Raw genomic sequence first — 20,025 nt, 5'->3', positions numbered from 1 at the left:
CAGCGTACCCGTGGCCTTGCGGCCGACCAGGATGATGTCGCCTTCCCTGATCTTCTGCAGCCGCGACGTGAGCGGGCCGTCCGCAACCTTGATCGAGAAGAACTCCAGCGCGTCTTCGTGATTGGCGCTGGCCATGCTGTAGGCCCGCATCAACGGCTTGCCTTCGACTTCGAGCCCGATCATCGCGAACTGACCGTTCTGAAACCGGAAGCCGGGATCGCGCGTCGCGGTGAAGCTGAACAGCGAGTCGGTCCAGTGCCGGACCGACAAAACCGTTTCCTTTTGAAATGCGCTCATCATCTCTCCTTGGCCCACGACTGCGGCACAAAATTTCGGAGAGACGGGAATCCGGCAACGCCGAACTGGAAATCCCGGTCGATTAGTTTCACATTTCGCGGACGATGATTGAAGAGAAGGCAGCGAACGTCAGGCGAGATAGCTCGCCGCGCTTCCGCCGGCAATTAGTTGCTATTCGCGCACGTCAGCTACAATGTAGAAGAGCGCTCGGAGACACGTCATGACCATGGCCTTGGTGGCACCGACCGTTGCGGACTATGAGGCAAGCGCCGATCTCGCGACGCTCCTCGTTCGCACAACCGAGGGCGATGCACTCAGCCTGCCCGCCGAGCAGCTTCGCCTCTCCTGCAAATGCGCCCACTGCACCCGCGCCCGCTTCGACGAGCGCTTTCCCGAGCGCTTCCCGGGGATCGCGATCACCGAGATCGGCGATCTCGGCTACGGGCTGAACATCTCGTTTTCGGATGGGCATAACCGCGGGATTTACCCCAAGCCGTATCTGCTGACCCTGACGGGGCGCTAGGGCGCGCTCGGCCTCCGCGCTCCGCTGTCATTCCCCGCGAAGGCGGGAATCCAGTACGCCGCGGCCTGACCGTATCCCATTGCTTTCGCTGGAATACTGGATCGCCCGGTCGAGCCGGGCGATGACAGCTGTGTGACTGGCACGGACATTGCTCCGCTTTCGAACGATTTCAACGTTCCGGAGGCAGATGATGTTGCAGGCGGCCAATGTGGTTCGCGGGACGATTCCCGCAACGGTCCGGCCTGCCGGCAGCTCATCGCTGCTGCTCACCGAAAACCAGCAATGGATCGGCGGCCCGCCGCCGCTGATGGACAAGCTGACGCCGCGCGAGCGGGAACTGGTGCTGAAACAGGGCCGCCGCAAGGTCCTCAACCGCGGCCAGACACTATTCAGCCAGGGCGGCAAGCATGACGGTATCTGGCTGATCGAGAGCGGCCGGATTCGTGTGTTCTATACCTCGCCGCTCGGGCGCGAGATCACGCTGGCCTATTGGCATGTCGGCAATTTCGTCGGCGGGCCCGAAGTGTTCGAAGGCACCGTGCACCAATGGTCCGGTGTTGCATCCAGCAATTGCAGCGTGGTGCACCTGCCCGGAAAAGAGCTGCGATCGCTTGCCGTCGAGATACCGAATCTCGCGATCGGCCTCATCGAAGGCCTGACCTTCAAGGGCAAATGCTATTCGGCGCTGGCGCAGATGCTGGGAACGCGCTCGATCACGCAGCGCCTCGCGCATCTTTTGCTGCATCTCGTCGATCTCTATGGCGTCGAGGATGCCGACGGCCGGGTGATCGCGGCGGCCTTTACCCATGCCGACATCGCCCACATGGTCGGCGCCACAAGGCAATGGGTGACGATCAGCCTGAAGCGCATGCAGGAAAAGGGAATCGTCTTGACCAAGCGCTCGCAGATCGTGGTCTGCCGGCCCGACGTGCTGGAAGAGATGCGCGGTCAAGGCAGCGACTAAGACCGCTGCACAGACAAGCGGCTTTATAGTGCAGGACTGCCCAAGGAGTATGCAATCGGCTTTTCCCGGCAACTAATCGACTGCGGCGGTAATTCCGGATTTGCCCTGTCTGCGCCCTCACCCAATCATGGCAACCACAGCCCGGCCAACCGAATGAGGATGAGAATGGTCCGCCATCTTCCCACGCTCTCGATCGCGACGTCAGTGACGTCGCTGGCGATGCTCCTTGCGCAGCCGGCCTCAGCGGAAACGGTGACGCTCGGTATCGGAACACAGGACACCACGACCAATACGGTGACCGCCGGCGTCGTGATCCGCCAGTTGCATCTCCTTGAAAAGTACCTGCCGAAGGACGGCAAATACGCCAACATCAAGTTTGAGCTGGAGTGGCAGAATTTCACGTCCGGTCCGCCCGTCACCAATGCGATGATGGCCAACAAGCTCCAGATCGGCATGATGGGCGATTATCCGCTGATCGTGAACGGCTTCACCTTCGAGAGCAATCCCGAAAGCAAGAGCCGCCTGATCGGCGTCGCTGCCTACAGCCTGTCCGGCTCCGGCAACGGAATCGTCGTCCACAAGGATTCGCCCTACTACGAACTCGCCGATCTCAAGGGCAAACTCGTGAGCGTCCCGTTCGGCTCCGCGGCGCACGGCATGGTGCTGAAGGCGATGCAGGACCGCGGCTATGGACCCGACTTCTTCCAGCTCGTCAGCCAGAGTCCGGAGGTCGGCTCGACCAACCTCCAGGAAAAGAAGATCGACGCCCACGCCGACTTCGTCCCGTTCGCGGAGTTGCTGCCGTTCCGCGGCTTCGCGCGAAAGATCTTTGACGGCGTCGAAACCAACCTGCCGACCTGGCACGGTGTTGTTGTGCGCACCGACTTCGCCGAAAAATATCCGGAAGTCGTCGTCGCATATGAGAAGGCGCTCATCGCCGCCAACCAGTGGCTGCGTGCAGATCCGAAGCTTGCCGCTGAGAAAATCCAGGAATGGACCGGCATCAACAAGGAGGTCGTCTATATCTTCCTGGGGCCGGGCGGCAACATGACGACCGATCCCACGATCAAGCCCGCGCTGATCGATGCGGCTGCGACCGATGTCAAGGTGCTGCAGAATCTCGGCCGCATGAAGCAGTTCGATCCCAAGAAGTGGGTTGACGATTCCTACATTCGCAAGGCGTTCACCGAGATGAAGCTCGATTACGACGCTCAGCTCGCCAGCACCAAGAACTACGAAATCTCCGGCGAAGACAGTTTCTGCAAGAAGCCGATCGCCGATCCGCGCAAGGCCGGTGAGGTCTGGGTGGACGAGATCGGCATCCTGCCCTTCGCCAGCACGTCTTGCACGCTCGGCGCTTATGCGGATTTCAAGGCCAAGGGCAAGAAGATCAACGTCGCCTATGTCTTCGACACCACGCGCGGCATCAAGTTGTTCGCCGACCAAGCCTTCTTTGCGGTCGGCAACGGCGACGTCGCGCCGTTCCTGCTCAAGAAGGACGCCGAAGCCTACGCCGCCAAGATCAGCGGCAAGGTGCTCGGCTTCGATGACGCAGTGAAGGCGGCGGTCAGCGGAGGCAAGACTTGAGCAGCCCCGCCCCTCTCCGACATCGCCAGGACAGCACGCCAATGACAATCGCGGAGGCGGAGCCGGTGACCGTCATCGCCGCGCCCACGACACCGGCCTCGTTCGCTACGCTTGCGTCGCGCTGGTACCGGCTCAACCGGGCGGGACTGCGCGCCATCGCGATCGGCATCGTCTCGCTCGCCGCGTTCCTGCTGGCCTGGCACCTGCTGACGACCTATCGTGTCGTGTTCTTCGTGCGCTTCACCAACGTGCCGTCGCCGCTTGCGGTCTATGCGAGCTTCACCAAGGCGATCCACGATCCCAAATTCCTGATGCATATCGTGCTGAGCTGCCGGCGCATCTTCATCGGCTTCTCGCTCGCAGCCCTCGTCGGCGTACCGCTCGGCCTGGTCATGGGCCGCTTCAAGCTGGTGCACGAAATCGTCTTCCCGGTGGCGGAGGTGCTGCGGCCAATTCCGGCGATCGCCTGGGTGCCGATGGCGATCATGCTGTGGCCGACCAACGAGCAGAGCATCATCTTCATTACTTTCCTCGGCTCGTTCTTCCCGATCCTGGTCAACACGCTGCACGGCATGACCCTGGTCGATCCGGTGCTGGTGCGCGCCGCGCAATGTCTCGGCGCGCGCGAACGATCGATCTTCCGCGAGGTCTATTTTCCGGCGTCCCTGCCGCACATTTTCACCGGCCTCACGGTCGGGATGGGCGTCGCCTGGGTGTCGCTGATCGCCGCCGAGATGATCTCGGGCCAGTACGGCATCGGTTACTTCACCTGGGAAGCCTACTCGCTGGTCCAGTATGCCGACATCGCGCTCGGCATGATCGCGATCGGCGTGCTCGGCCTCGGATCGAGCCTGCTGATCAGGGGCGCCGGACAATTGGTGATGCCGTGGAGGCTGAAATGAACGAGATCCTGACCAAAGCACCGCAGGGCCATATCGAGGTCAAGAATTTCTCGCTCAGTTATGAGAGCATCGAGGGGCCGGTCGAGGCGGTCACGGACACGCAGATTCATGTCAACCCGGGCGAGTTCGTCTCGATCGTCGGCCCCTCCGGCTGCGGAAAATCGACGCTGCTCAACGCGGTCGCCGGTTTCCTCAAGCCGACCACCGGGGTCGTCACCGTCGACGGCGAGAAGGTCAACGGCCCGAGCGCCGAGCGCGGCATGGTGTTCCAGCAATATTCGCTGTTTCCCTGGAAGACGGTGCGGGAGAATGTCGAGTTCGGCCTGAAGATGCGCGGCATGGCGCGTTCGCAGCGCGAGCGCGCGGCGCGCACTCTGCTCGGGCTTGCCGGGTTGGACGCATTCGAAAAGCACTATCCGGAAAAGCTCTCCGGCGGCATGAAGCAGCGCGTCGGCATCGTCCGCGCACTCGCGACGGGACCGAAGGTGCTGCTGCTGGACGAGCCGTTCGGCGCACTCGACGCCCAGACCCGCGTCATCATGCAGCAGATCCTCACCAACATGTGGCAGCGGCTGAAGATCTCGGTGCTGTTCGTCACCCACGACATCGACGAGGCGATCTTCCTCTCCGACCGCGTCTACTGCATGACGGCGCGCCCCGGCTCGATCAAGGCCGAAATCCCGATTCCGCTGGAGCGTCCGCGCCAGCAGTCGATGATGATGTCGTCGGAATTCCTGGCGCTGCGCCGCGGATTGATGTCGCTGATCCGGGAGGAAAGCATCAAGGCGATGGGCGGCGAGATCACCGATCTCGGCATGCAGGGGCTCAACATCGAGCTGCGCGGCCACTCGCTGGCGGATGTGATCTAGTTTATTTCGCCCGCTTACGCGGATGACGGTCCCGTAGGGTGGGCAAAGCGAAGCGTGCCCACCATTTTCATCACGAATGCTGATACATGGTGGGCACGGCGCTTTGGCGCCTTTGCCCACCCTACGGCAGTTTCGCTCTGTTCACTTGAACCAGTGCACCAGCGCGATGCTGATCCCTAACAGCAGCATCAGCGACAGCGTGACCGCCGCTGTCACGCGGCCGCCGACATTGGCGAGCACCCGCACATCGACGCCGAGACCCAGCGCCGCCATCGAGACCACCGTGAGAAAGCTGGTGATCTTCGTCACCGGGCCGACCACCGTGGCCGGCACGATCTCGAGCGAGCGCAAGGTCGCGAGCACGAGGAAGCCGAGGATGAACCAGGGCACCAGTCGGAAGAAGCCGACATTGGTCTTCTTGGCGTCCGTCTGCCAGCGCGCGGCGACAAGCGAGAGGCCGACGACCACGGGCCCCAGCATCAGTACGCGCATCAATTTCACGAGCGTCCCGATCTGCGTCGAGACGAGGCCGGCCGGCACCGTCGCTGCCAGCACCTGCGGCACGGCATAGACGGTCAGGCCGGCGAGGATGCCGTATTGCGTGGCCGTCAGCTGCAACAACGGGATCAGCAGCGGCAGGCCCAGCACCATCATGACGCCGAGGATCGCCGTGAACGAAATGGAGGATGCGATCTCGTCGCTGTTGGCGCCGATGATCGGCGCCACGGCCGCAATCGCGGAGTTGCCGCAGATGGAATTGCCGCAGGCGATCAGGATCGACAGCCGCGTCGACAGCCCAAGCAGACGGCTCAATCCGAAAGAGACGGAGAGCGCGATCACGACAACGGCTGCGATCGAGAGGAGCAGCGCGACCCCGGATGCGGCGATGGCGGCAAAGCTGATCGAGGCGCCTAACAGCATCACCGCAACCTCGAGGAGTTGCTTGGCACTGAAAGCAATGCCGGCCTGCCAGCGCGGCGCCGGCTTCCAGAAGCTGCGGAGCGCCATGCCGAGCAGGATCGCCATCACCAGCGCCTCGACATAGGGATGCTCGAACACGCCCAATTCCCCGCGTTCGAGCAGGGCCGAGACGCCGGCCACGGCGATGCAAAGGAGAATGCCGGGAATCAGCGCGACGATGCGGCTGGCGGCCGTGGTCGGCTTGGAATCGGCCGGGCTGGATGCTTGATTCTGCGACACAAATCTCTCCCGAGGAGAAAGATTTATACGCAGGGGCGCTCGTCTGGGGAATAAGTTTTCGACATATCAGGCCCGAGGGGAGTTCTATCCCCGGCCTGGAATAAAAGCCGTTAGAAGATCAGGCTTTTGGCCAGCATCGCGACGTGGCTGAAGCCGTCATAGACGCCGGGCTCGAAGAAGGCGGCGCGGGCCAGCACGATCGCCGCAACCAGCGACCAGAACAGACCGGTGCCAGCCCGCAGCAGCAGCTTTGAGGCGCGCGACTTCGGCTGGGCGTCCTTCGCGGACACCATTTGCTCGCCAAAGGGCTCAAATCCTGTGCGGTCCATAAGCGTCGCCGATCCATCAATTTCTGACGGGAATGTCGTTGTTTCCCGCCAAAACAGCAATGGAAGCGATTGGCGTTTTTGCCGCCCCGAAGGGAAACTCCTTCTGTCGGGCGCGCCCGGCTCAATAGTTTTCTTCTTTTGGCCGGTTTGGCTGGCCGGGCACCCGGCCGCCAGCCAGATAAGCCTCTACGCCGCGAGGCCGCTCCCGACCGGCGCGAATTCCAACCCGAGGCTTTCCGCCACCGCCTTGTTGGTGATGCGGCCGCGATGCACGTTGAGCCCGTTGCGCAAATGCGGATTTTCCAGCACCGCGGCAAAGCCCTTGCTGGCGAGCATCAGCCCGAACGGCAGGGTCGCATTGTTGAGCGCCTGGCTCGACGTCACCGGCACCGCGCCCGGCATATTGGCCACGCAATAATGCACGACGCCGTCGACCTCGTAGGTCGGATCGGCGTGCGTGGTCGCATGCGAGGTCTCGAAGCAACCGCCCTGGTCGATCGCGACGTCGACCAGCACGGCGCCGGGCCGCATCGATTTCAGCATTGCGCGCGTGACGAGCTTCGGTGCACTGGCGCCCGGCACCAGCACCGCGCCGATCACGACGTCGGCGGCGAATACCTCGTCCTCGACCGACTCGATGGTCGAGAAGCGGGTGCGCACCCGGCCGCTGAAGAGATCGTCGAGTTCGCGCAGCCGCGGCAACGAACGGTCGATCACCGTGACCTCGGCGCCGACGCCCGCCGCCATCCGTGCGGCCTGCGTTCCCACCACGCCACCGCCGAGCACGACGACGCGCGCCGGCTGCACGCCGGGCACGCCGCCCAGCAGCAAACCGCGACCGCCCGCCGAACGCCTGAGCGCGGCGCCGGCGGCCTCGATGGCGAGGCGGCCGGCGACTTCGCTCATCGGCGCGAGCAGAGGGAGGTGACCGGCCGCGTCGGTGACGGTTTCATAGGCGATCGCGGTACAGCCGGACGCAAGCAAGCCCTTGGCCTGCTCCGGGTCCGGCGCGAGGTGGAGATAGGTAAACAGGATCTGGCTTTCGCGAAGCTGCGCCCATTCGCTTTTCTGCGGCTCCTTCACCTTCACGATCATGTCGGAATTGGCGAAGATGTCGCGGACGGTCCCGGCGATCGCCGCGCCAGCCCGTCGATAGACCTCATCCGACGCACCGATGCCGCTGCCGGCGCCAGTCTCGACCAGCACCTGGTGCCCGGCCGCGACATATTCGCGGACTGCGCCGGGGGTGAGCCCGACGCGATATTCCTGGACCTTGATCTCCTTGGGCACACCGACGCGCATGCTGGGCTCCTTCCGACGTCCTGATTCACGGATGTTATCGTAGCGACAGAGCCAGTTTGGTTTCGGGCGAATATCCGCTAGTTTCGGAACCCGCGCGCTGGTTTCGAGCGCAGAAGCAGCCTTTGACGCCGGAAACAAAACCTTGGCCCTCGACCGGAAAGATCTCGCCATCCTTGTGGAACTCACCACCAATGCGCGGGCCAGCCACACCGAGCTTGCCAACAAGGTCGGCCTGTCCAGCACGGCGCTGGCGCGGCGGCAAAAGGCGCTGGAGGATGACGGCTACATCCAGGCCTACCAGGCCGCGCTCGACCTCGCGCAGTTCGGCCTCACCACGACGGTGCTGGTGCGGATTGCGCTTGAGAGCCAAAGCGACGAGGCGCTGAAGGCGTTCGAGGCGGAGGTGGTGAAATGCCCCTCCGTCGTGCGCTGTTTCCTGATGTCCGGCACCGACGACTACATCCTGATCGTGCTCGCCCGCGACATCCAGGATTTCGAGCGCATCCATCGCACCGAGCTGTCACGCCTGCCGCGTGTCGCCCGGGTGCAGTCGAGCTTCGCGCTCCGCGAGGTGGTCAATCGCGCGGTGCCGACCGTCGTGTTCGGCGAAGCGAAGCGCTAGCACTTATGCTCACGAATAAACCAAAGCGCGATGATCATTTACCATCGCGCTTTGGATCCTCACGGGGCCTCAAGACGGAAAATCGGCCGCTCTGATGTGGATGCGATCGGCGTGCAGGGACCAGTGATGCAACGCCTGTTCCTTGCAGAACTTCGCCTTCGCCCGCTCCTTGGCCTCATCCTCGTCGGCGGCGTCGATCTCGATCGCGCCCTGGCAGATCTCACTCTGCCGGCCATACTCGCCGAGCACGTCCTTCATGAACCTGACGACATAAGTTGACATGGGACCTCCCTGCTGCCCCGGCGGCACTCTAATCCCATTTTGCCCAAATCGGGGAAGGAGAATTTGACGCGGATCAAGGTCAGACTGCGCGAGTCCTTGGCGCCAGGGAATGACAATGTGGCTGTCCCTACCCCGGCATCACCCCGAACGCCTGCTTGAAGCGCGCGGCATAAACCGGCCAGACCTCAGGATTGACGATGCGCGGCGGGCGCTTGCCGTCGAGCGTGTCCAGGACCTGCTCGGCGGCGATCCGACCCATGTTCTGGCGCGCCTCGATGGTGACGCCAGCCGTGTGCGGGCTCGCCAGCACGTTATCGAACTGCAGCAGCGGGTGCTCCGGCGGAGGCGGCTCCTTGGACCAGACGTCGAGCCCGGCGCCCGCGATGCGCTTGTCGCGTAACGCCCCAAGCAGCGCGTCCTCGTCGTGGATGAAGCCGCGCGCGGTGGTGATGAAATAGGCATGCGGCTGCATCAGCGCAAACTCGCGCACGCTGATCATGTTGCGACTGCCCTTGTTGAGCGGACAGGAGATCGAGACGAAATCGGCGCGGCGCAACAGCTCGTCAAGCTCGACCTTCTCCCCGCCCCGCTCGGCCATGACCTCGGCGGAAAGATAGGGATCATAGGCCAGCACCTTCATGCCAAGCAGACCCTTGCACAGCGCGGCGATGCGGCGGCCGACATTGCCGAGCCCGATAATGCCGACGGTCTTGCCCTCGACCTCGTTGCCGACGAGCTCGTTGCGGTTGACATCGCGCTCCCGGCGCAACCGGCGGTCTGACTGGATGATGCGCTTGGATAGGGTCAACATCATCGCCAGCGCATGTTCCGCAACGGAATGCGCGTTGCCGCCAGATTGATTGACCACCAGCACGCCCGCATCCGTGCAGGCCTCGGCATCGACGGGATCGAAGCCTGCGCCATTGCTGGATACGAGCAGGAGATTCGGCGTGCGCTTCAGGAAGGCGGCGTCGACATGGAAATGGGACGCCAGTTCATCGCGCGCGGCCCCGATCTGGTAGACGTGTGCCGCACTCAGGATCGGGGCGTAGAAATCTTCGGGGCTGTCGTTCTCGATGCGATCGAGCCGGACGTCGGGCCGCGCCTTCAGGATATCGATGTAGATCGGATTGGCCAGATATTTGACGTAGAACACGCGCTTGCTGTTGACGGACATCAGGACCCTTCCGGCGCTCTCGCGGAGATCCGCAAGGCGTCAGCGCGGCGCGCGTCCATTCCATGCGTTCCTCCCGTTTTCTCATTATTGCCGCTTATGACATGGCGGTGCCGACCACGGCAGGCCGTCGGGCGCAGATCACGGTGCCGGCCGGGACATGTTGACAATCCCGCTCGCTCCGTCAAGTTTCGAGAGGCCGCCGCGACGCCGGACAATGGCAAGACGAAGAAGCATGCGCGGCTCAAGGGAGAACGCAATGGCGATTGCGGAACAGCAGACCTCGCCCCAGGGAGCGCAGGCGTCCAGCGACAACAGCTGGCACGGCATTGTCCTGCAAACCCTGAAGCGGAACGAGATCAGCCTCGTGCCTTACGTGCCCGACCGCGTGCTGACACCGCTGATCAAGAACCTGCACGCCGATCCGTTCTTTACGACCTTCGCGACAGCCCGCGAGGAGGAAGCGGTCGGCATCGTCTCGGGCGCCTGGATGGGCGGACGGCGCGGTGCGGTGCTGATGCAGACCTCAGGTTTTGCTACCCTCGCCAACGTGCTCGCGTCGCTCGCGGTGCCCTACCAGATACCGCTGATCATGCTCGTTTCAGAGCGCGGCACGCTCGGCGAGTTCAACTACGGCCAGTCGCTGGTCTGCCGCACCATGCGCCCGGTGCTGGACTCGCTGGCGCTGGAGCATCACACCATCACCCGCCTCGACGAGCTCGAATTCATCACCGACCGCTCGATCAAGCAGGCGGTCACGACGCAGGCGCCGGTGGCGCTGATCCTCAGCCCGCTGCTCACGGGCGGCAAGGTGTTCGACAAGTGAGTCCGGCCAAATGAGTTCAAAAATGCACACCCGCAACACCAAGGTGATGAACCGCTTCGATGTGACCTCGCGCCTGGTCGCGAAGCTCAAGCACGAAGAGGCCGTGATCGGCGGCATCGGCAATACCAATTTCGACCTCTGGGCCGCCGGCCACCGCCCGCAGAACTTTTACATGCTGGGAAGCATGGGCCTCGCCTTCCCGATCGCGCTTGGCGTAGCGCTGGCGCAACCCGAGCGCCGCGTGTTCGCGCTCGAGGGGGACGGCTCGCTGCTGATGCAGCTCGGCGCACTCTCGACCATTGCGACGCTGAAGCCGAAGAACCTCGTCATGATCGTGATGGACAACGGCATCTATCAGATCACCGGCGCGCAGGCGACACCGGCCGCCGGTATCGCCGACATCGTCGCCATCGCCGCCGGCTCCGGTCTTGCCAACAGCGCCTGGGCCGCAGACGAGGAGGATTTTGAGCGTCTGGTCGATGACGCAATGTCCGCTTCCGGGCCGAGCCTGATCGCTGTGCGCATCGACGACAAGCCCGGCGTCGGCGCCACCCGCAGGGACCCTGTGCAGATCCGGGAGCGCTTCATGCACGGCCTTGGCGTGCGCGAGCCGCTTTAAAGGTTCCGTCATTAACTACACGCCGATCTGATCAGGGCGCCGCGACAGCCGGCGGCAAATCTGTGCTATCCGCATCGGATGTCCATTTTCGTTCGCGCTTTTGCCTGGCTGCTCGCAGCCGCCATCACCTTTGCGACTCTCGGGCCGGCGGGCCTGCGGCCCCATTCCGACCTTGGCCAGGACGGCGAGCATGCGCTCGCCTTCGTCCTGCTCGGACTGGCTTTCGGCCTCGCCTATCCGCATCGCCGCCTGGCAACCTCAGCGGTCGCGGTCGTCCTGATCGGCCTGCTCGAACTGATGCAGCTTTGGGCGCCAGGACGCCATGCGCGGCTGGAGGATTTCGTGGTTGACGCACTCACCGCTTGCATCGGCTTTGCCTTGGCCGCTGTCGCCGGTTGGGGCATGACGCGCCTTGCCGCAAGCTCGGCCGCCACAAGCGAAGGCCCCGCGGAGTAACACTCCACAGGGCCCGCCTCTTGAAAGCCTGAGCTCGAACCGATCAGTCGATGATCTTGACGACGCGGCGCGTGCGCGGCTCGACGATTACGCGGCGATCGTTCACAACCGCATAGCGATACTCGGTGTAGTTCGGTACGGGACGCAGCACCACGGTCGGAGGCAGCGGCTCGCCGACCACGACGCGCTCGTGAACCACGACTGAATCATCGCGCGGGATGCCGCCGAGAATCGCATTCGGGATTTCCAGGCCTGCCCCGACGGCTGCACCCACGGTGCCGCCGACCATCGCGCCGACCGGACCACCGATGTCGCCGCCCGCACGGGCGCCGTTCGCAGCGCCTTCGGCGGTCGTCGACTGGGCAAAGGCTGCGCTTGACGCCAGCAGCGAGATGGCAGCCAGCGAAATCGCAAGACGGGTTTTCATGTCCACACTCTCCAGCGTTGTTGTGCGCCATCAACCGCGCAGCCGGATCATTGTTCCGGTTCCACCGTGGCGAACGCAGCGTCAACTGTTACCCCGTAACACTTCCAACGGCGCCGATTTCGTGGTCCGCCATCAGTTCCAGCGCACGCACCATCGCAGAATGGTCCCAGCCCTTGCCGCCATGCGCGGTGCAGGACGAGAACAATTGCTGCGCCACCGCCGTGCTCGGCAGGGACAAGCCGAGCGCGCGCGCGCCTTCGAGCGCGAGGTTGAGATCCTTCTGGTGCAACTCGATGCGAAACCCTGGATCGAAATTGCGCTTCACCATGCGCTCGCCATGAACCTCGAGAATTCGCGACGAGGCAAATCCGCCCATCAACGCCTGCCGCACCAGCGCAGGGTTGGCGCCGGCCCTGGATGCAAACAGCAGCGCCTCGCCGACCGCTTCGATCGTCAGGGCGACGATGATCTGGTTGGCGACCTTGGTTGTCTGCCCGTCGCCATTGGCGCCCACACGGGTGACGTTCTTGCCCATTTTGTCGAAGATCGGCTTCATGGTGTTGAACGCGCGCTCGGGACCGCCGACCATGATGGTGAGGCTGGCGGCCTTGGCACCGACTTCGCCGCCCGACACCGGCGCATCGAGATAGTCCGCGCCCAGCGCTTCGATGTTGTTCGCGAACTCTTTGGTCGCCAGCGGCGAGATCGAGCTCATGTCGACGACGATCTTGCCTTTGGAGATGCCGGCAGCCACGCCATCCTTGCCGAACAGCACGGCCTCCACATGCGGCGTATCCGGCACCATGATGATGACGGCATCCGCCTCCTCCGCGACCTTCTTGCCCGACTTGCAGGCGATGCCACCGGCCGCGATCAGCTCGGGCGAGACCGGCGCGACGTCATGCAGCAAGACGCGATGACCCGCGGCCAGCAGATGGCCGGCCATCGGCCGTCCCATGGTGCCAAGTCCGATGAAGCCGATGTCGATCATGGTCTTTCTCTCTCAGTTGCATAAGCGAAATCTCATCCACCCGCGCGGTGCACCTCTCCCGCCTGCGGGAGAGGTCGGCGCGGAGCGCCTGGTGAGGGCTCTCTCCGCCCGGGGATTTTCTCGGCGCACCTCAGAAATTCCCGGCGCGGAGACACCCTCTCCCCCCGCCCTCTCCCGCAGGCGGGAGAGGGAGCGCACTGCCGTTGTGTCTCACGTCTCAAATGTCTGCGCGGCGTGCCAGGACAGGCTTTCCAGCGTCGTGGTCCGCGGCTTGTATTCGCATCCGACCCAGCCGCGGTAACCGATCGCGTCGAGATGACGGAACAGGAAGGGATAGTTGATTTCGCCAGTGCCCGGCTCGTGGCGGCCGGGATTATCGGCGAGCTGGACGTGGGCGATCTGTGGAAGATATTCCTGCATGGTACGGGCGAGATCGCCCTCCATGATCTGCATGTGATAGATGTCGTACTGGATGAACAGATTGTTCGACCGCACCTCGGAGATCAGCTGCACCGCCTGCTCGGTGCCGTGGAGGAAGAAGCCGGGAATGTCGAGCGTGTTGATTGGCTCGACCAGCAGCTTGATGTTCTCCCGCGCCAGCGTCGAGGCGGCGAAGCGCAGATTACCGACTAGCGTTTCGTTGAGCTCGCGCGGGTCGGCATCATCGGGCGCGATGCCGACCAGGCAATTGAGCTGCTCGCAATCGAGCGCCTTGGCATAGTCGATGGCGCGGAACACGCCATCGCGGAATTCGGCGACACGATCCGGCAGGATCGCGATGCCGCGCTGACCGGCCGCCCAATTTCCGGCGGGAAGATTGTGCAGCACTTGAATGAGGCCGTGGGCTTCGAGCTGCTCGCGCAGCAGCGCCCTGTCGAAATCATAGGGAAAGAGATATTCGACCCCAGTGAAGCCCGCGGCTTTCGCCGCGGCAAAGCGGTCGAGGAACGGCATCTCGTTGAAGAGCATGGTGAGGTTGGCGGCGAATTTCGGCATGATGCTGTCCTCTACTCCGCCGGTTGAAGCACGCCGGGCCGCGCAGTCGCGACCTCGTCGAGCGGCAGATCCACCACCTCCTCGAACTCGACGATATTGTCGATCTCGGTGCCCATTGCGATGTTGGTGACGCGTTCGAGAATGAACTCGACGACGACCGGCACGCGATGCTTCGCCATCAATTCGCGCGCGGTCGCGAACGCGGCCTGCGAATCCTTGGGATCGGTGACGCGGATCGCCTTGCAGCCGAGACCTTCGGCAACGGCAACGTGGTCGACGCCGTAGCCGCCGAGCTCGGGCGCGTTGATGTTCTCGAACGAGAGCTGGACGTGATAATCCATATCGAAGCCGCGCTGGGCCTGGCGGATCAAGCCGAGATAAGAATTGTTCACGACCACGTGGATGTAGGGCAGGTTGAACTGCGCCCCGACCGCGAGCTCCTCGATCAGGAACTGGAAGTCGTAGTCACCGGACAGCGCGACAATGTCGCGATCGGGACACGCGGCGCGGACGCCGAGCGCGGCCGGAAGCGTCCATCCGAGCGGCCCCGCCTGCCCGGCATTGATCCAGTTGCGCGGCTTGTAGACACCGAGGAACTGCGCGCCGGCGATCTGCGACAGGCCGATCACGGTGACATAGGTGGTGTCGCGACCGAACGCCTTGTTCATCTCTTCATAGACGCGCTGCGGCTTGATCGGGACATTGTCGAAATGGCTCTTGCGCAGCATCGAGCGCTTGCGATCGCGGCAGGAAGCGGGCCACGCCTGGCGCTCGCGCAATCTGCCGGAACGTCGCCACTCCCTGGCGACGGTCACGAAAAGTTCGAGCGCGGCCTTTGCATCCGAGACGATGCCGAGATCGGGATTGAACACGCGCCCGATCTGGGTCGGCTCGATGTCGACATGCACGAAAGTGCGCCCCTTGGTGTAGGTCTCGACCGAGCCGGTGTGCCGGTTGGCCCAGCGGTTGCCGATGCCGAGCACAAAGTCGGATTCCAGCATCGTGGCGTTGCCGTAGCGATGGCTGGTCTGAAGGCCGACCATGCCGGCCATCAGCACGTGATCGTCGGGGATCGCGCCCCACCCCATCAGCGTCGGCACCACCGGCACGTTGGCGATCTCGGCGAACTCGATCAGCAAATCCGAGGCATCGGCGTTGATGACGCCTCCGCCCGCCACGATCAGCGGCCGCTCGGCCGCGTTGAGCATCTCCAGCGCCTTCTCGACCTGTTTTCGCGTGGCGCTGGGCTTGTAGACCGGCAGCGGCTCATAGGTCTCGTCGTCGAACTCGATCTCGGCGAGCTGCACGTCGAGCGGCATGTCGATCAGTACCGGCCCCGGCCGGCCGGAGCGCATGACGTGAAAGGCCTGGCTGAACACGCGCGGCACCAGCGCCGGCTCGCGCACGGTGACCGCCCACTTCGTCACCGGCTTTGCGATCGACTCGATGTCGACGGCCTGGAAGTCTTCCTTGTAGAGCCGCGCCCGCGGCGCCTGCCCGGTGATGCAGAGGATCGGAATGGAATCGGCGATCGCCGAATAGAGCCCGGTGATCATGTCGGTGCCGGCCGGCCCCGAGGTGCCGATGCAGACGCCGATATTGCCCGCCCTCGCCCGGGTGTAGCCTTCGGCCATATGCGAGGCGCCCTCGACATGGCGCGCGAGGATGTGGCGGATCGAGCCGCGCTTCTTCAGCGCCGAGTAAAGCGGATTGATCGCAGCCCCGGGAACACCGAAGGCGGTCGAGATGCCCTCCTTCTCCAGAATACGCACGGCTGCATCGATAGCTCGCATCTTCGCCATATCGGACCTCGCTCAAGTTGCGTCAGCGAGCGAGATCATCAGGCGGGCGAGATACAATCTCAACGAGATCGATTTTATTTTCCACGATGCGGCAGCTGCGGAAAAACAGCGGTGCCCTCAAGCGCTTAGATCGAGATATCCGTGAAAGCGGTCACTCGAACAGCGGCGCCAGCCGCATCTGCGGCACCAGCACCAGCCCCTTGTCGGTGATGCGAATTTCTGGAATGACCGATAGCGGAATCAGATTGAAGCCCATGTAGGGGATGGTGCAGCCAGCCTCCGCCCACTCCTTCTTCAGCGCCTTGACCTCTTCGGCGACCTCGGTGACGCGCTTGTCGGAGAGCAGTCCCGCGATCGGCAAGGCGACCAGCGCCCTCACCTTGCCGTCGGCGACGACGCAGACGGCGCCCTGATGCTCCCTGATGGCGGCAATGGCAACTTGCATGTCGCCTTCATTGGTGCCGGCAATGATGATGTTGTGGCTGTCATGGCCGACACTGGAGGCGACCGCGCCGCGCTTCAGGCCAAAATCCTTGAGCAGGCCATAGGCGACATTGCCGGCCGACTTGCCGTGGCGCTCGACCACGGTGACGAAGCACAGGCCGTAACGGGCGAACAGCGCCGGCCAGTCTTTTGCCGACTCGATCGCGACCTTCTCGTGGATCAGCGTGATGCCGGGCAGCGCCGTCTTGATCGCATTGACCGTGCAGGCCTTCGCGGGAAGCTCCGGCGTCAGCTTCAACTTCTCGGGCAGCTTCACGGTCGCATAGGCCGCCTTCGGATATTGATAGCGCTGCGACAGCGCCTGATCGAGCCGCGACGTGATCTTGCGGTTCTCGACCACGAGTTCACCGCCATACCAGGTCGATTGCGGCTTCAGATCGTCGTCCATCAACACGAGATCGGCGCGACGCCCGCCGCCGAGCCCGCCGATATCGCCGTCCATGCCGAAGCGCGTCGCGCCATGCAGCGACCCCATCGACCAGGCCTGCTCCGGTGACATCCCCGCCTTCACCGCCTCGCGCACCACCCAGTCGAGGCCGAACAAGAGAAGGTCGTCGGCATCGCGGTCGTCGGTACACACCGCCGTGCGCTTGTGCGAGGCGCCGAGCTCTGTGATGGTGCGGATCGCCTGCGGCAACGAGTGCCATGGCGTGGTCGGCGGTCCGCCGCGGAGGAAAACCCAGACGCCGGCATCGAGCAAATCGTCGGCGATGTCGCGGTCGATCGCCTCGTGGGTGTCGGTGACACCGCTCGCCGCATAAGCCGCGACGAATTCGCGGCCGTACACATGGCCCGACACCGGCCGCCCGCGCTTCAGGGCTGCGGCGAGGATCGCGTGGCTGCGCTCGTCGCCCATGGTGACCGGCACGAAATCCATCTTCTCGCCGAGCCCGACGGCCTCGGGCCAGCGATCGAACAGGCCGGCGATCTTGTCCGGCGTCAGATCGCCGCCGGCAGTCTCAAGCGCGGCCGAGGTTGCCGGCACGGTCGACGGCACCGTCAGAAAAATCGAGAGCGGCGCCTCGCGCGCGTCCTCCAGCATCGCCTCGATGCCGGCGACATCCATGACGTTGCCGATCTCGTGGCTGTCGCAGAAGATCGTGGTGGTGCCGTTGAGGAGCGCGGCCTCGGCATAGGCGCAGGCCGTCACCATGGAAGATTCGATGTGAATGTGCGGGTCAACCAACCCTGGCGCGATGATGCCGCCGGCCGCGTCGTAGAGCGGCACGTTGCCCCAGACCTTCTTGGCGGATCCAGCCGGCTTCACCGCGGCGATGCGGCCGCCGGTGATCCAGACCTCCCGATCGGGATGAATGCGTTCCGAATAGGTCGAGAGCACCGCCGCGCCCGTAATGACGAGGTCCGGCACGACGCGTCCCGAGGCGACATCGGCCAGGCGCCGCGTCATCGCATGCAGCGGCGCGACGGCAAAGCGGGTGAGTTTGGTCATCGGCATCCTCGCATGGCGTTATGACCCGGCGATGGTTACGCCCCGCGCCCCACCGGGCAAGCTCAAATATAACGGCACGTCCTGCTTACGCCTTAGGCGGCGAACCGGCCGTCGCCGCCGGCCTTGCGGGTCTGCGCGAGTTCCGACGTCTCGGCGCTGGCGCGGCGGTGGGCTTGACCCGGATCCGCATCGACCTGCCGTTCGCCTCATCAATCTCAAATGAATTCGTCTTGCGCACGAGGCTGCTCAGATTGCGGAAACCAAAGGTCCTCGGATCGAAATCGGAAGCCAAATTGGCGAGCTGCCGCCCGACCTCTCCAAGAGTGACCCAACCGTCTTCGCTCTCCATCTGGGTGATGACCTTCTTGATGATGGCCGCAGCCGCATCAGGAGGCTGAAGCGGCGTGGGTCTCGAGGCGGCGCCCTGGGAGCTCGCCGTGCCGGCAAGCAGGTTCTCCGTGTAGACGAACCTTCGGCAGGCCTGCCTGAAACTCTCCGGTGTCTTGTGCTCGCCAAACCCAAAGACATCCACGCCCTGCTCCCGAATGCGGGCGGCGAGACGGGTGAAGTCGCTGTCGGAGGAGACCAGGCAAAAGCCGTCGAAGCGACCGCTGTGAAGCAGGTCCATGGCGTCGATCACGAGGGTTATGTCGGAGGCATTCTTTCCCGTCGTATAGGCGAATTGCTGCTGCGGAATGATGGCGTGCTTCGACAGGATGTCGGCCCAGCCCCTGGAGCGCGCATGGGAGAAATCGCCGTAGATGCGGCGAACGCTGGCCTCACCGATCTTGGCGATCTCCTCGAACAGACCATCCGCGATCTTTGCGGAGGCGTTGTCGGCATCGATCAGGACGGCAAGACGGGGCGAACGAAGCTCAGAAGGCATGACATTCCCCAAAAGGACGCGACAATGGGGATGGATATACCGATGTCCGGGCTCTCGCCGCCAGAGCTGATTTCTTTCAACAGGCCCTAAATCCGGCTCAGACCGGTTTCGTCGTCGGCGTCACGCCTCCGAGCGCCGCCGTCAGCTCCGCCGCAACCTCGCGCACCACGCGGCCGATCTCCGGCAGCCGGCGGTCGGTGACGCGGCTGGTCAGGCCGGACACGGAGATCGCGGCCAGCGGCTCTGCGAGTGCATTGTAGACCACGGCGGCGACACAGCGCAGCCCGATCTCGGCCTCCTCGTCATCTACTGCAAAACCCTGCTTCCGGATCGTCGCGAGTTCCCTGAACAGGTCGCTCGGCCGCACGATCGATCTCTCCGTCAGCCGCGGCATGCCGTGATGGCGGATGACCGCGCCGACATCCTCGTCGGAATAGGTCGCCAGCACCGCCTTGCCCACGCCCGAGGTCACCATGGGAACGCGACCGCCGACCTTGGTCAGCGAGCGCATGATCTCGCGGCTTTCCATCCGGGTCAGCACGATGATGAACTCGTCGTCGACCACGGCGAGATTGGCGGTCTCGCGGGTGAGATCGCGCAGCTTGCGGAGATAGGGGATCGCCTGCGCGGTGAAATTGCGCCGTCGCGCGAAGCTTGCGCCCACCGTGAAGCTGCGTACGCCGACATGCCATTTGGATTCGGCGCGGTCGAATTGCACGAAGCGGCGGCTTTCCAGCGTCGCCAGCAGGCGGTGCACGGTCGACGCCGACAATCCGGTGCGCACGGCGAGGTCGCTCAGGCGATAGCCTTCGTCGTCCTCGGCGAGCGTCTCGAGGATCGACAGCGCACGGTCGACGGATTGCACGCCGCCGTCACGTGCGTCGGGCTCGGCCTCTGATGGCGACCGAGGCTCGAGCGATTTGCGCCGGATCACGTTCTTGCTCATCGCGACCTGCATTGCCAATCAGACAAGACGCGAGCCGCCTCTCTTCCCTCGCCCCGTTCTTACGGGGCCGC

At 64.0% G+C, this 20,025-nt stretch carries 22 protein-coding genes; 9 read left to right on the top strand and 13 right to left on the bottom strand.

Going from position 1 to position 20,025, the window contains the following annotated elements; all coding sequences use genetic code 11:
• A partial coding sequence (locus AC0L2O_RS33775) for an FAD-binding oxidoreductase (protein WP_473372797.1) occupies positions 1 to 297 on the bottom strand: 297 nt, incomplete at its 3' end.
• Positions 298 to 523: 226 nt separating this feature from the next.
• Here AC0L2O_RS33775 and AC0L2O_RS33770 point away from each other — a divergent pair.
• From AC0L2O_RS33770 to AC0L2O_RS33750, 5 genes are all read left to right on the top strand, one after another.
• Positions 524 to 820 (top strand): DUF971 domain-containing protein, encoded by a 297-nt coding sequence (locus AC0L2O_RS33770; protein ID WP_409192927.1) that lies wholly within the window; start codon positions 524 to 526, stop codon positions 818 to 820.
• Positions 821 to 1,007: 187 nt separating this feature from the next.
• Positions 1,008 to 1,784, top strand: coding sequence for a Crp/Fnr family transcriptional regulator (locus AC0L2O_RS33765; RefSeq protein WP_409189416.1), 777 nt, complete (start codon positions 1,008 to 1,010; stop codon positions 1,782 to 1,784).
• Positions 1,785 to 1,949: 165 nt separating this feature from the next.
• Entirely contained in the window at positions 1,950 to 3,371 is a 1,422-nt protein-coding gene (locus AC0L2O_RS33760; protein ID WP_473372796.1) for an ABC transporter substrate-binding protein, read from the top strand.
• Between the two features lie 41 nt (positions 3,372 to 3,412).
• A complete protein-coding gene (locus tag AC0L2O_RS33755; RefSeq protein WP_473372795.1) occupies positions 3,413 to 4,273 on the top strand; it encodes an ABC transporter permease in 861 nt (286 codons plus the stop codon).
• A complete protein-coding gene (locus AC0L2O_RS33750; RefSeq protein ID WP_369724976.1) occupies positions 4,270 to 5,142 on the top strand; it encodes an ABC transporter ATP-binding protein in 873 nt (290 codons plus the stop codon). The genes AC0L2O_RS33755 and AC0L2O_RS33750 overlap by 4 nt, the downstream gene beginning before the upstream one ends.
• A gap of 141 nt (positions 5,143 to 5,283) precedes the next feature.
• On the opposite strand, the gene AC0L2O_RS33745 is transcribed toward AC0L2O_RS33750, so the two are convergent.
• The 3 genes from AC0L2O_RS33745 to ald all read right to left on the bottom strand — a co-directional run bounded on the left by AC0L2O_RS33745 (position 5,284) and on the right by ald (position 7,973).
• The gene (locus tag AC0L2O_RS33745) at positions 5,284 to 6,342 is read right to left on the bottom strand and encodes a YeiH family protein (RefSeq protein ID WP_369724978.1); all 1,059 of its coding nucleotides are present in this window, start codon (positions 6,340 to 6,342) and stop codon (positions 5,284 to 5,286) included.
• A gap of 110 nt (positions 6,343 to 6,452) precedes the next feature.
• Positions 6,453 to 6,635 (bottom strand): hypothetical protein, encoded by a 183-nt coding sequence (locus AC0L2O_RS33740; RefSeq protein ID WP_473372794.1) that lies wholly within the window; start codon positions 6,633 to 6,635, stop codon positions 6,453 to 6,455.
• Between the two features lie 222 nt (positions 6,636 to 6,857).
• On the bottom strand, positions 6,858 to 7,973 hold the full coding sequence (ald, locus tag AC0L2O_RS33735; RefSeq protein ID WP_473372793.1) for an alanine dehydrogenase: 1,116 nt from the start codon (positions 7,971 to 7,973) through the stop codon (positions 6,858 to 6,860).
• A gap of 142 nt (positions 7,974 to 8,115) precedes the next feature.
• Between ald and AC0L2O_RS33730 the strand changes: the two genes are divergently transcribed.
• Positions 8,116 to 8,595 (top strand): Lrp/AsnC family transcriptional regulator, encoded by a 480-nt coding sequence (locus AC0L2O_RS33730; protein WP_473372792.1) that lies wholly within the window; start codon positions 8,116 to 8,118, stop codon positions 8,593 to 8,595.
• 69 nt (positions 8,596 to 8,664) lie between these two features.
• Here AC0L2O_RS33730 and AC0L2O_RS33725 read toward each other — a convergent pair whose 3' ends face one another.
• Both AC0L2O_RS33725 and AC0L2O_RS33720 read right to left on the bottom strand, forming a co-directional pair.
• The gene (locus AC0L2O_RS33725; RefSeq protein WP_369724985.1) at positions 8,665 to 8,877 is read right to left on the bottom strand and encodes a hypothetical protein; all 213 of its coding nucleotides are present in this window, start codon (positions 8,875 to 8,877) and stop codon (positions 8,665 to 8,667) included.
• Between the two features lie 127 nt (positions 8,878 to 9,004).
• Complete coding sequence (locus tag AC0L2O_RS33720; protein WP_473372791.1) at positions 9,005 to 10,054, bottom strand: hydroxyacid dehydrogenase; 1,050 nt, start codon at positions 10,052 to 10,054, stop codon at positions 9,005 to 9,007.
• Positions 10,055 to 10,310: 256 nt separating this feature from the next.
• On the opposite strand from AC0L2O_RS33720, the gene AC0L2O_RS33715 reads away from it, so the two are divergent.
• The 3 genes from AC0L2O_RS33715 to AC0L2O_RS33705 all read left to right on the top strand — a co-directional run bounded on the left by AC0L2O_RS33715 (position 10,311) and on the right by AC0L2O_RS33705 (position 11,952).
• Positions 10,311 to 10,877, top strand: a complete 567-nt coding sequence (locus AC0L2O_RS33715; protein WP_473372790.1) for a thiamine pyrophosphate-binding protein — start codon at positions 10,311 to 10,313, stop codon at positions 10,875 to 10,877.
• A gap of 10 nt (positions 10,878 to 10,887) precedes the next feature.
• Positions 10,888 to 11,496 (top strand): thiamine pyrophosphate-dependent enzyme, encoded by a 609-nt coding sequence (locus AC0L2O_RS33710; protein WP_369724990.1) that lies wholly within the window; start codon positions 10,888 to 10,890, stop codon positions 11,494 to 11,496.
• Between the two features lie 78 nt (positions 11,497 to 11,574).
• Positions 11,575 to 11,952, top strand: coding sequence for a VanZ family protein (locus AC0L2O_RS33705; RefSeq protein ID WP_473372789.1), 378 nt, complete (start codon positions 11,575 to 11,577; stop codon positions 11,950 to 11,952).
• A gap of 43 nt (positions 11,953 to 11,995) precedes the next feature.
• Here AC0L2O_RS33705 and AC0L2O_RS33700 read toward each other — a convergent pair whose 3' ends face one another.
• From AC0L2O_RS33700 to AC0L2O_RS33670, 7 genes are all read right to left on the bottom strand, one after another.
• Positions 11,996 to 12,379, bottom strand: a complete 384-nt coding sequence (locus AC0L2O_RS33700; protein ID WP_473372788.1) for a DUF1236 domain-containing protein — start codon at positions 12,377 to 12,379, stop codon at positions 11,996 to 11,998.
• A gap of 88 nt (positions 12,380 to 12,467) precedes the next feature.
• The gene (locus AC0L2O_RS33695; protein WP_369724996.1) at positions 12,468 to 13,370 is read right to left on the bottom strand and encodes a 2-hydroxy-3-oxopropionate reductase; all 903 of its coding nucleotides are present in this window, start codon (positions 13,368 to 13,370) and stop codon (positions 12,468 to 12,470) included.
• Between the two features lie 210 nt (positions 13,371 to 13,580).
• Positions 13,581 to 14,366, bottom strand: a complete 786-nt coding sequence (hyi, locus tag AC0L2O_RS33690; RefSeq protein WP_473372787.1) for a hydroxypyruvate isomerase — start codon at positions 14,364 to 14,366, stop codon at positions 13,581 to 13,583.
• A gap of 11 nt (positions 14,367 to 14,377) precedes the next feature.
• A complete protein-coding gene (gene gcl / locus AC0L2O_RS33685) occupies positions 14,378 to 16,168 on the bottom strand; it encodes a glyoxylate carboligase (RefSeq protein WP_473372786.1) in 1,791 nt (596 codons plus the stop codon).
• Between the two features lie 151 nt (positions 16,169 to 16,319).
• Entirely contained in the window at positions 16,320 to 18,122 is a 1,803-nt protein-coding gene (locus tag AC0L2O_RS33680; protein ID WP_473372785.1) for an adenine deaminase C-terminal domain-containing protein, read from the bottom strand.
• Positions 18,123 to 18,207: 85 nt separating this feature from the next.
• Positions 18,208 to 19,008: an NYN domain-containing protein gene (locus AC0L2O_RS33675; RefSeq protein WP_473372784.1), complete on the bottom strand. Its 801-nt coding sequence runs from the start codon at positions 19,006 to 19,008 to the stop codon at positions 18,208 to 18,210.
• 97 nt (positions 19,009 to 19,105) lie between these two features.
• Complete coding sequence (locus AC0L2O_RS33670; protein WP_473372783.1) at positions 19,106 to 19,954, bottom strand: IclR family transcriptional regulator; 849 nt, start codon at positions 19,952 to 19,954, stop codon at positions 19,106 to 19,108.
• Positions 19,955 to 20,025: the final 71 nt, after the last annotated feature.

The organism is Bradyrhizobium sp. Kon10, assembly GCF_055807395.1.
This window is presented reverse-complemented; position numbering and strand designations above follow the sequence as displayed.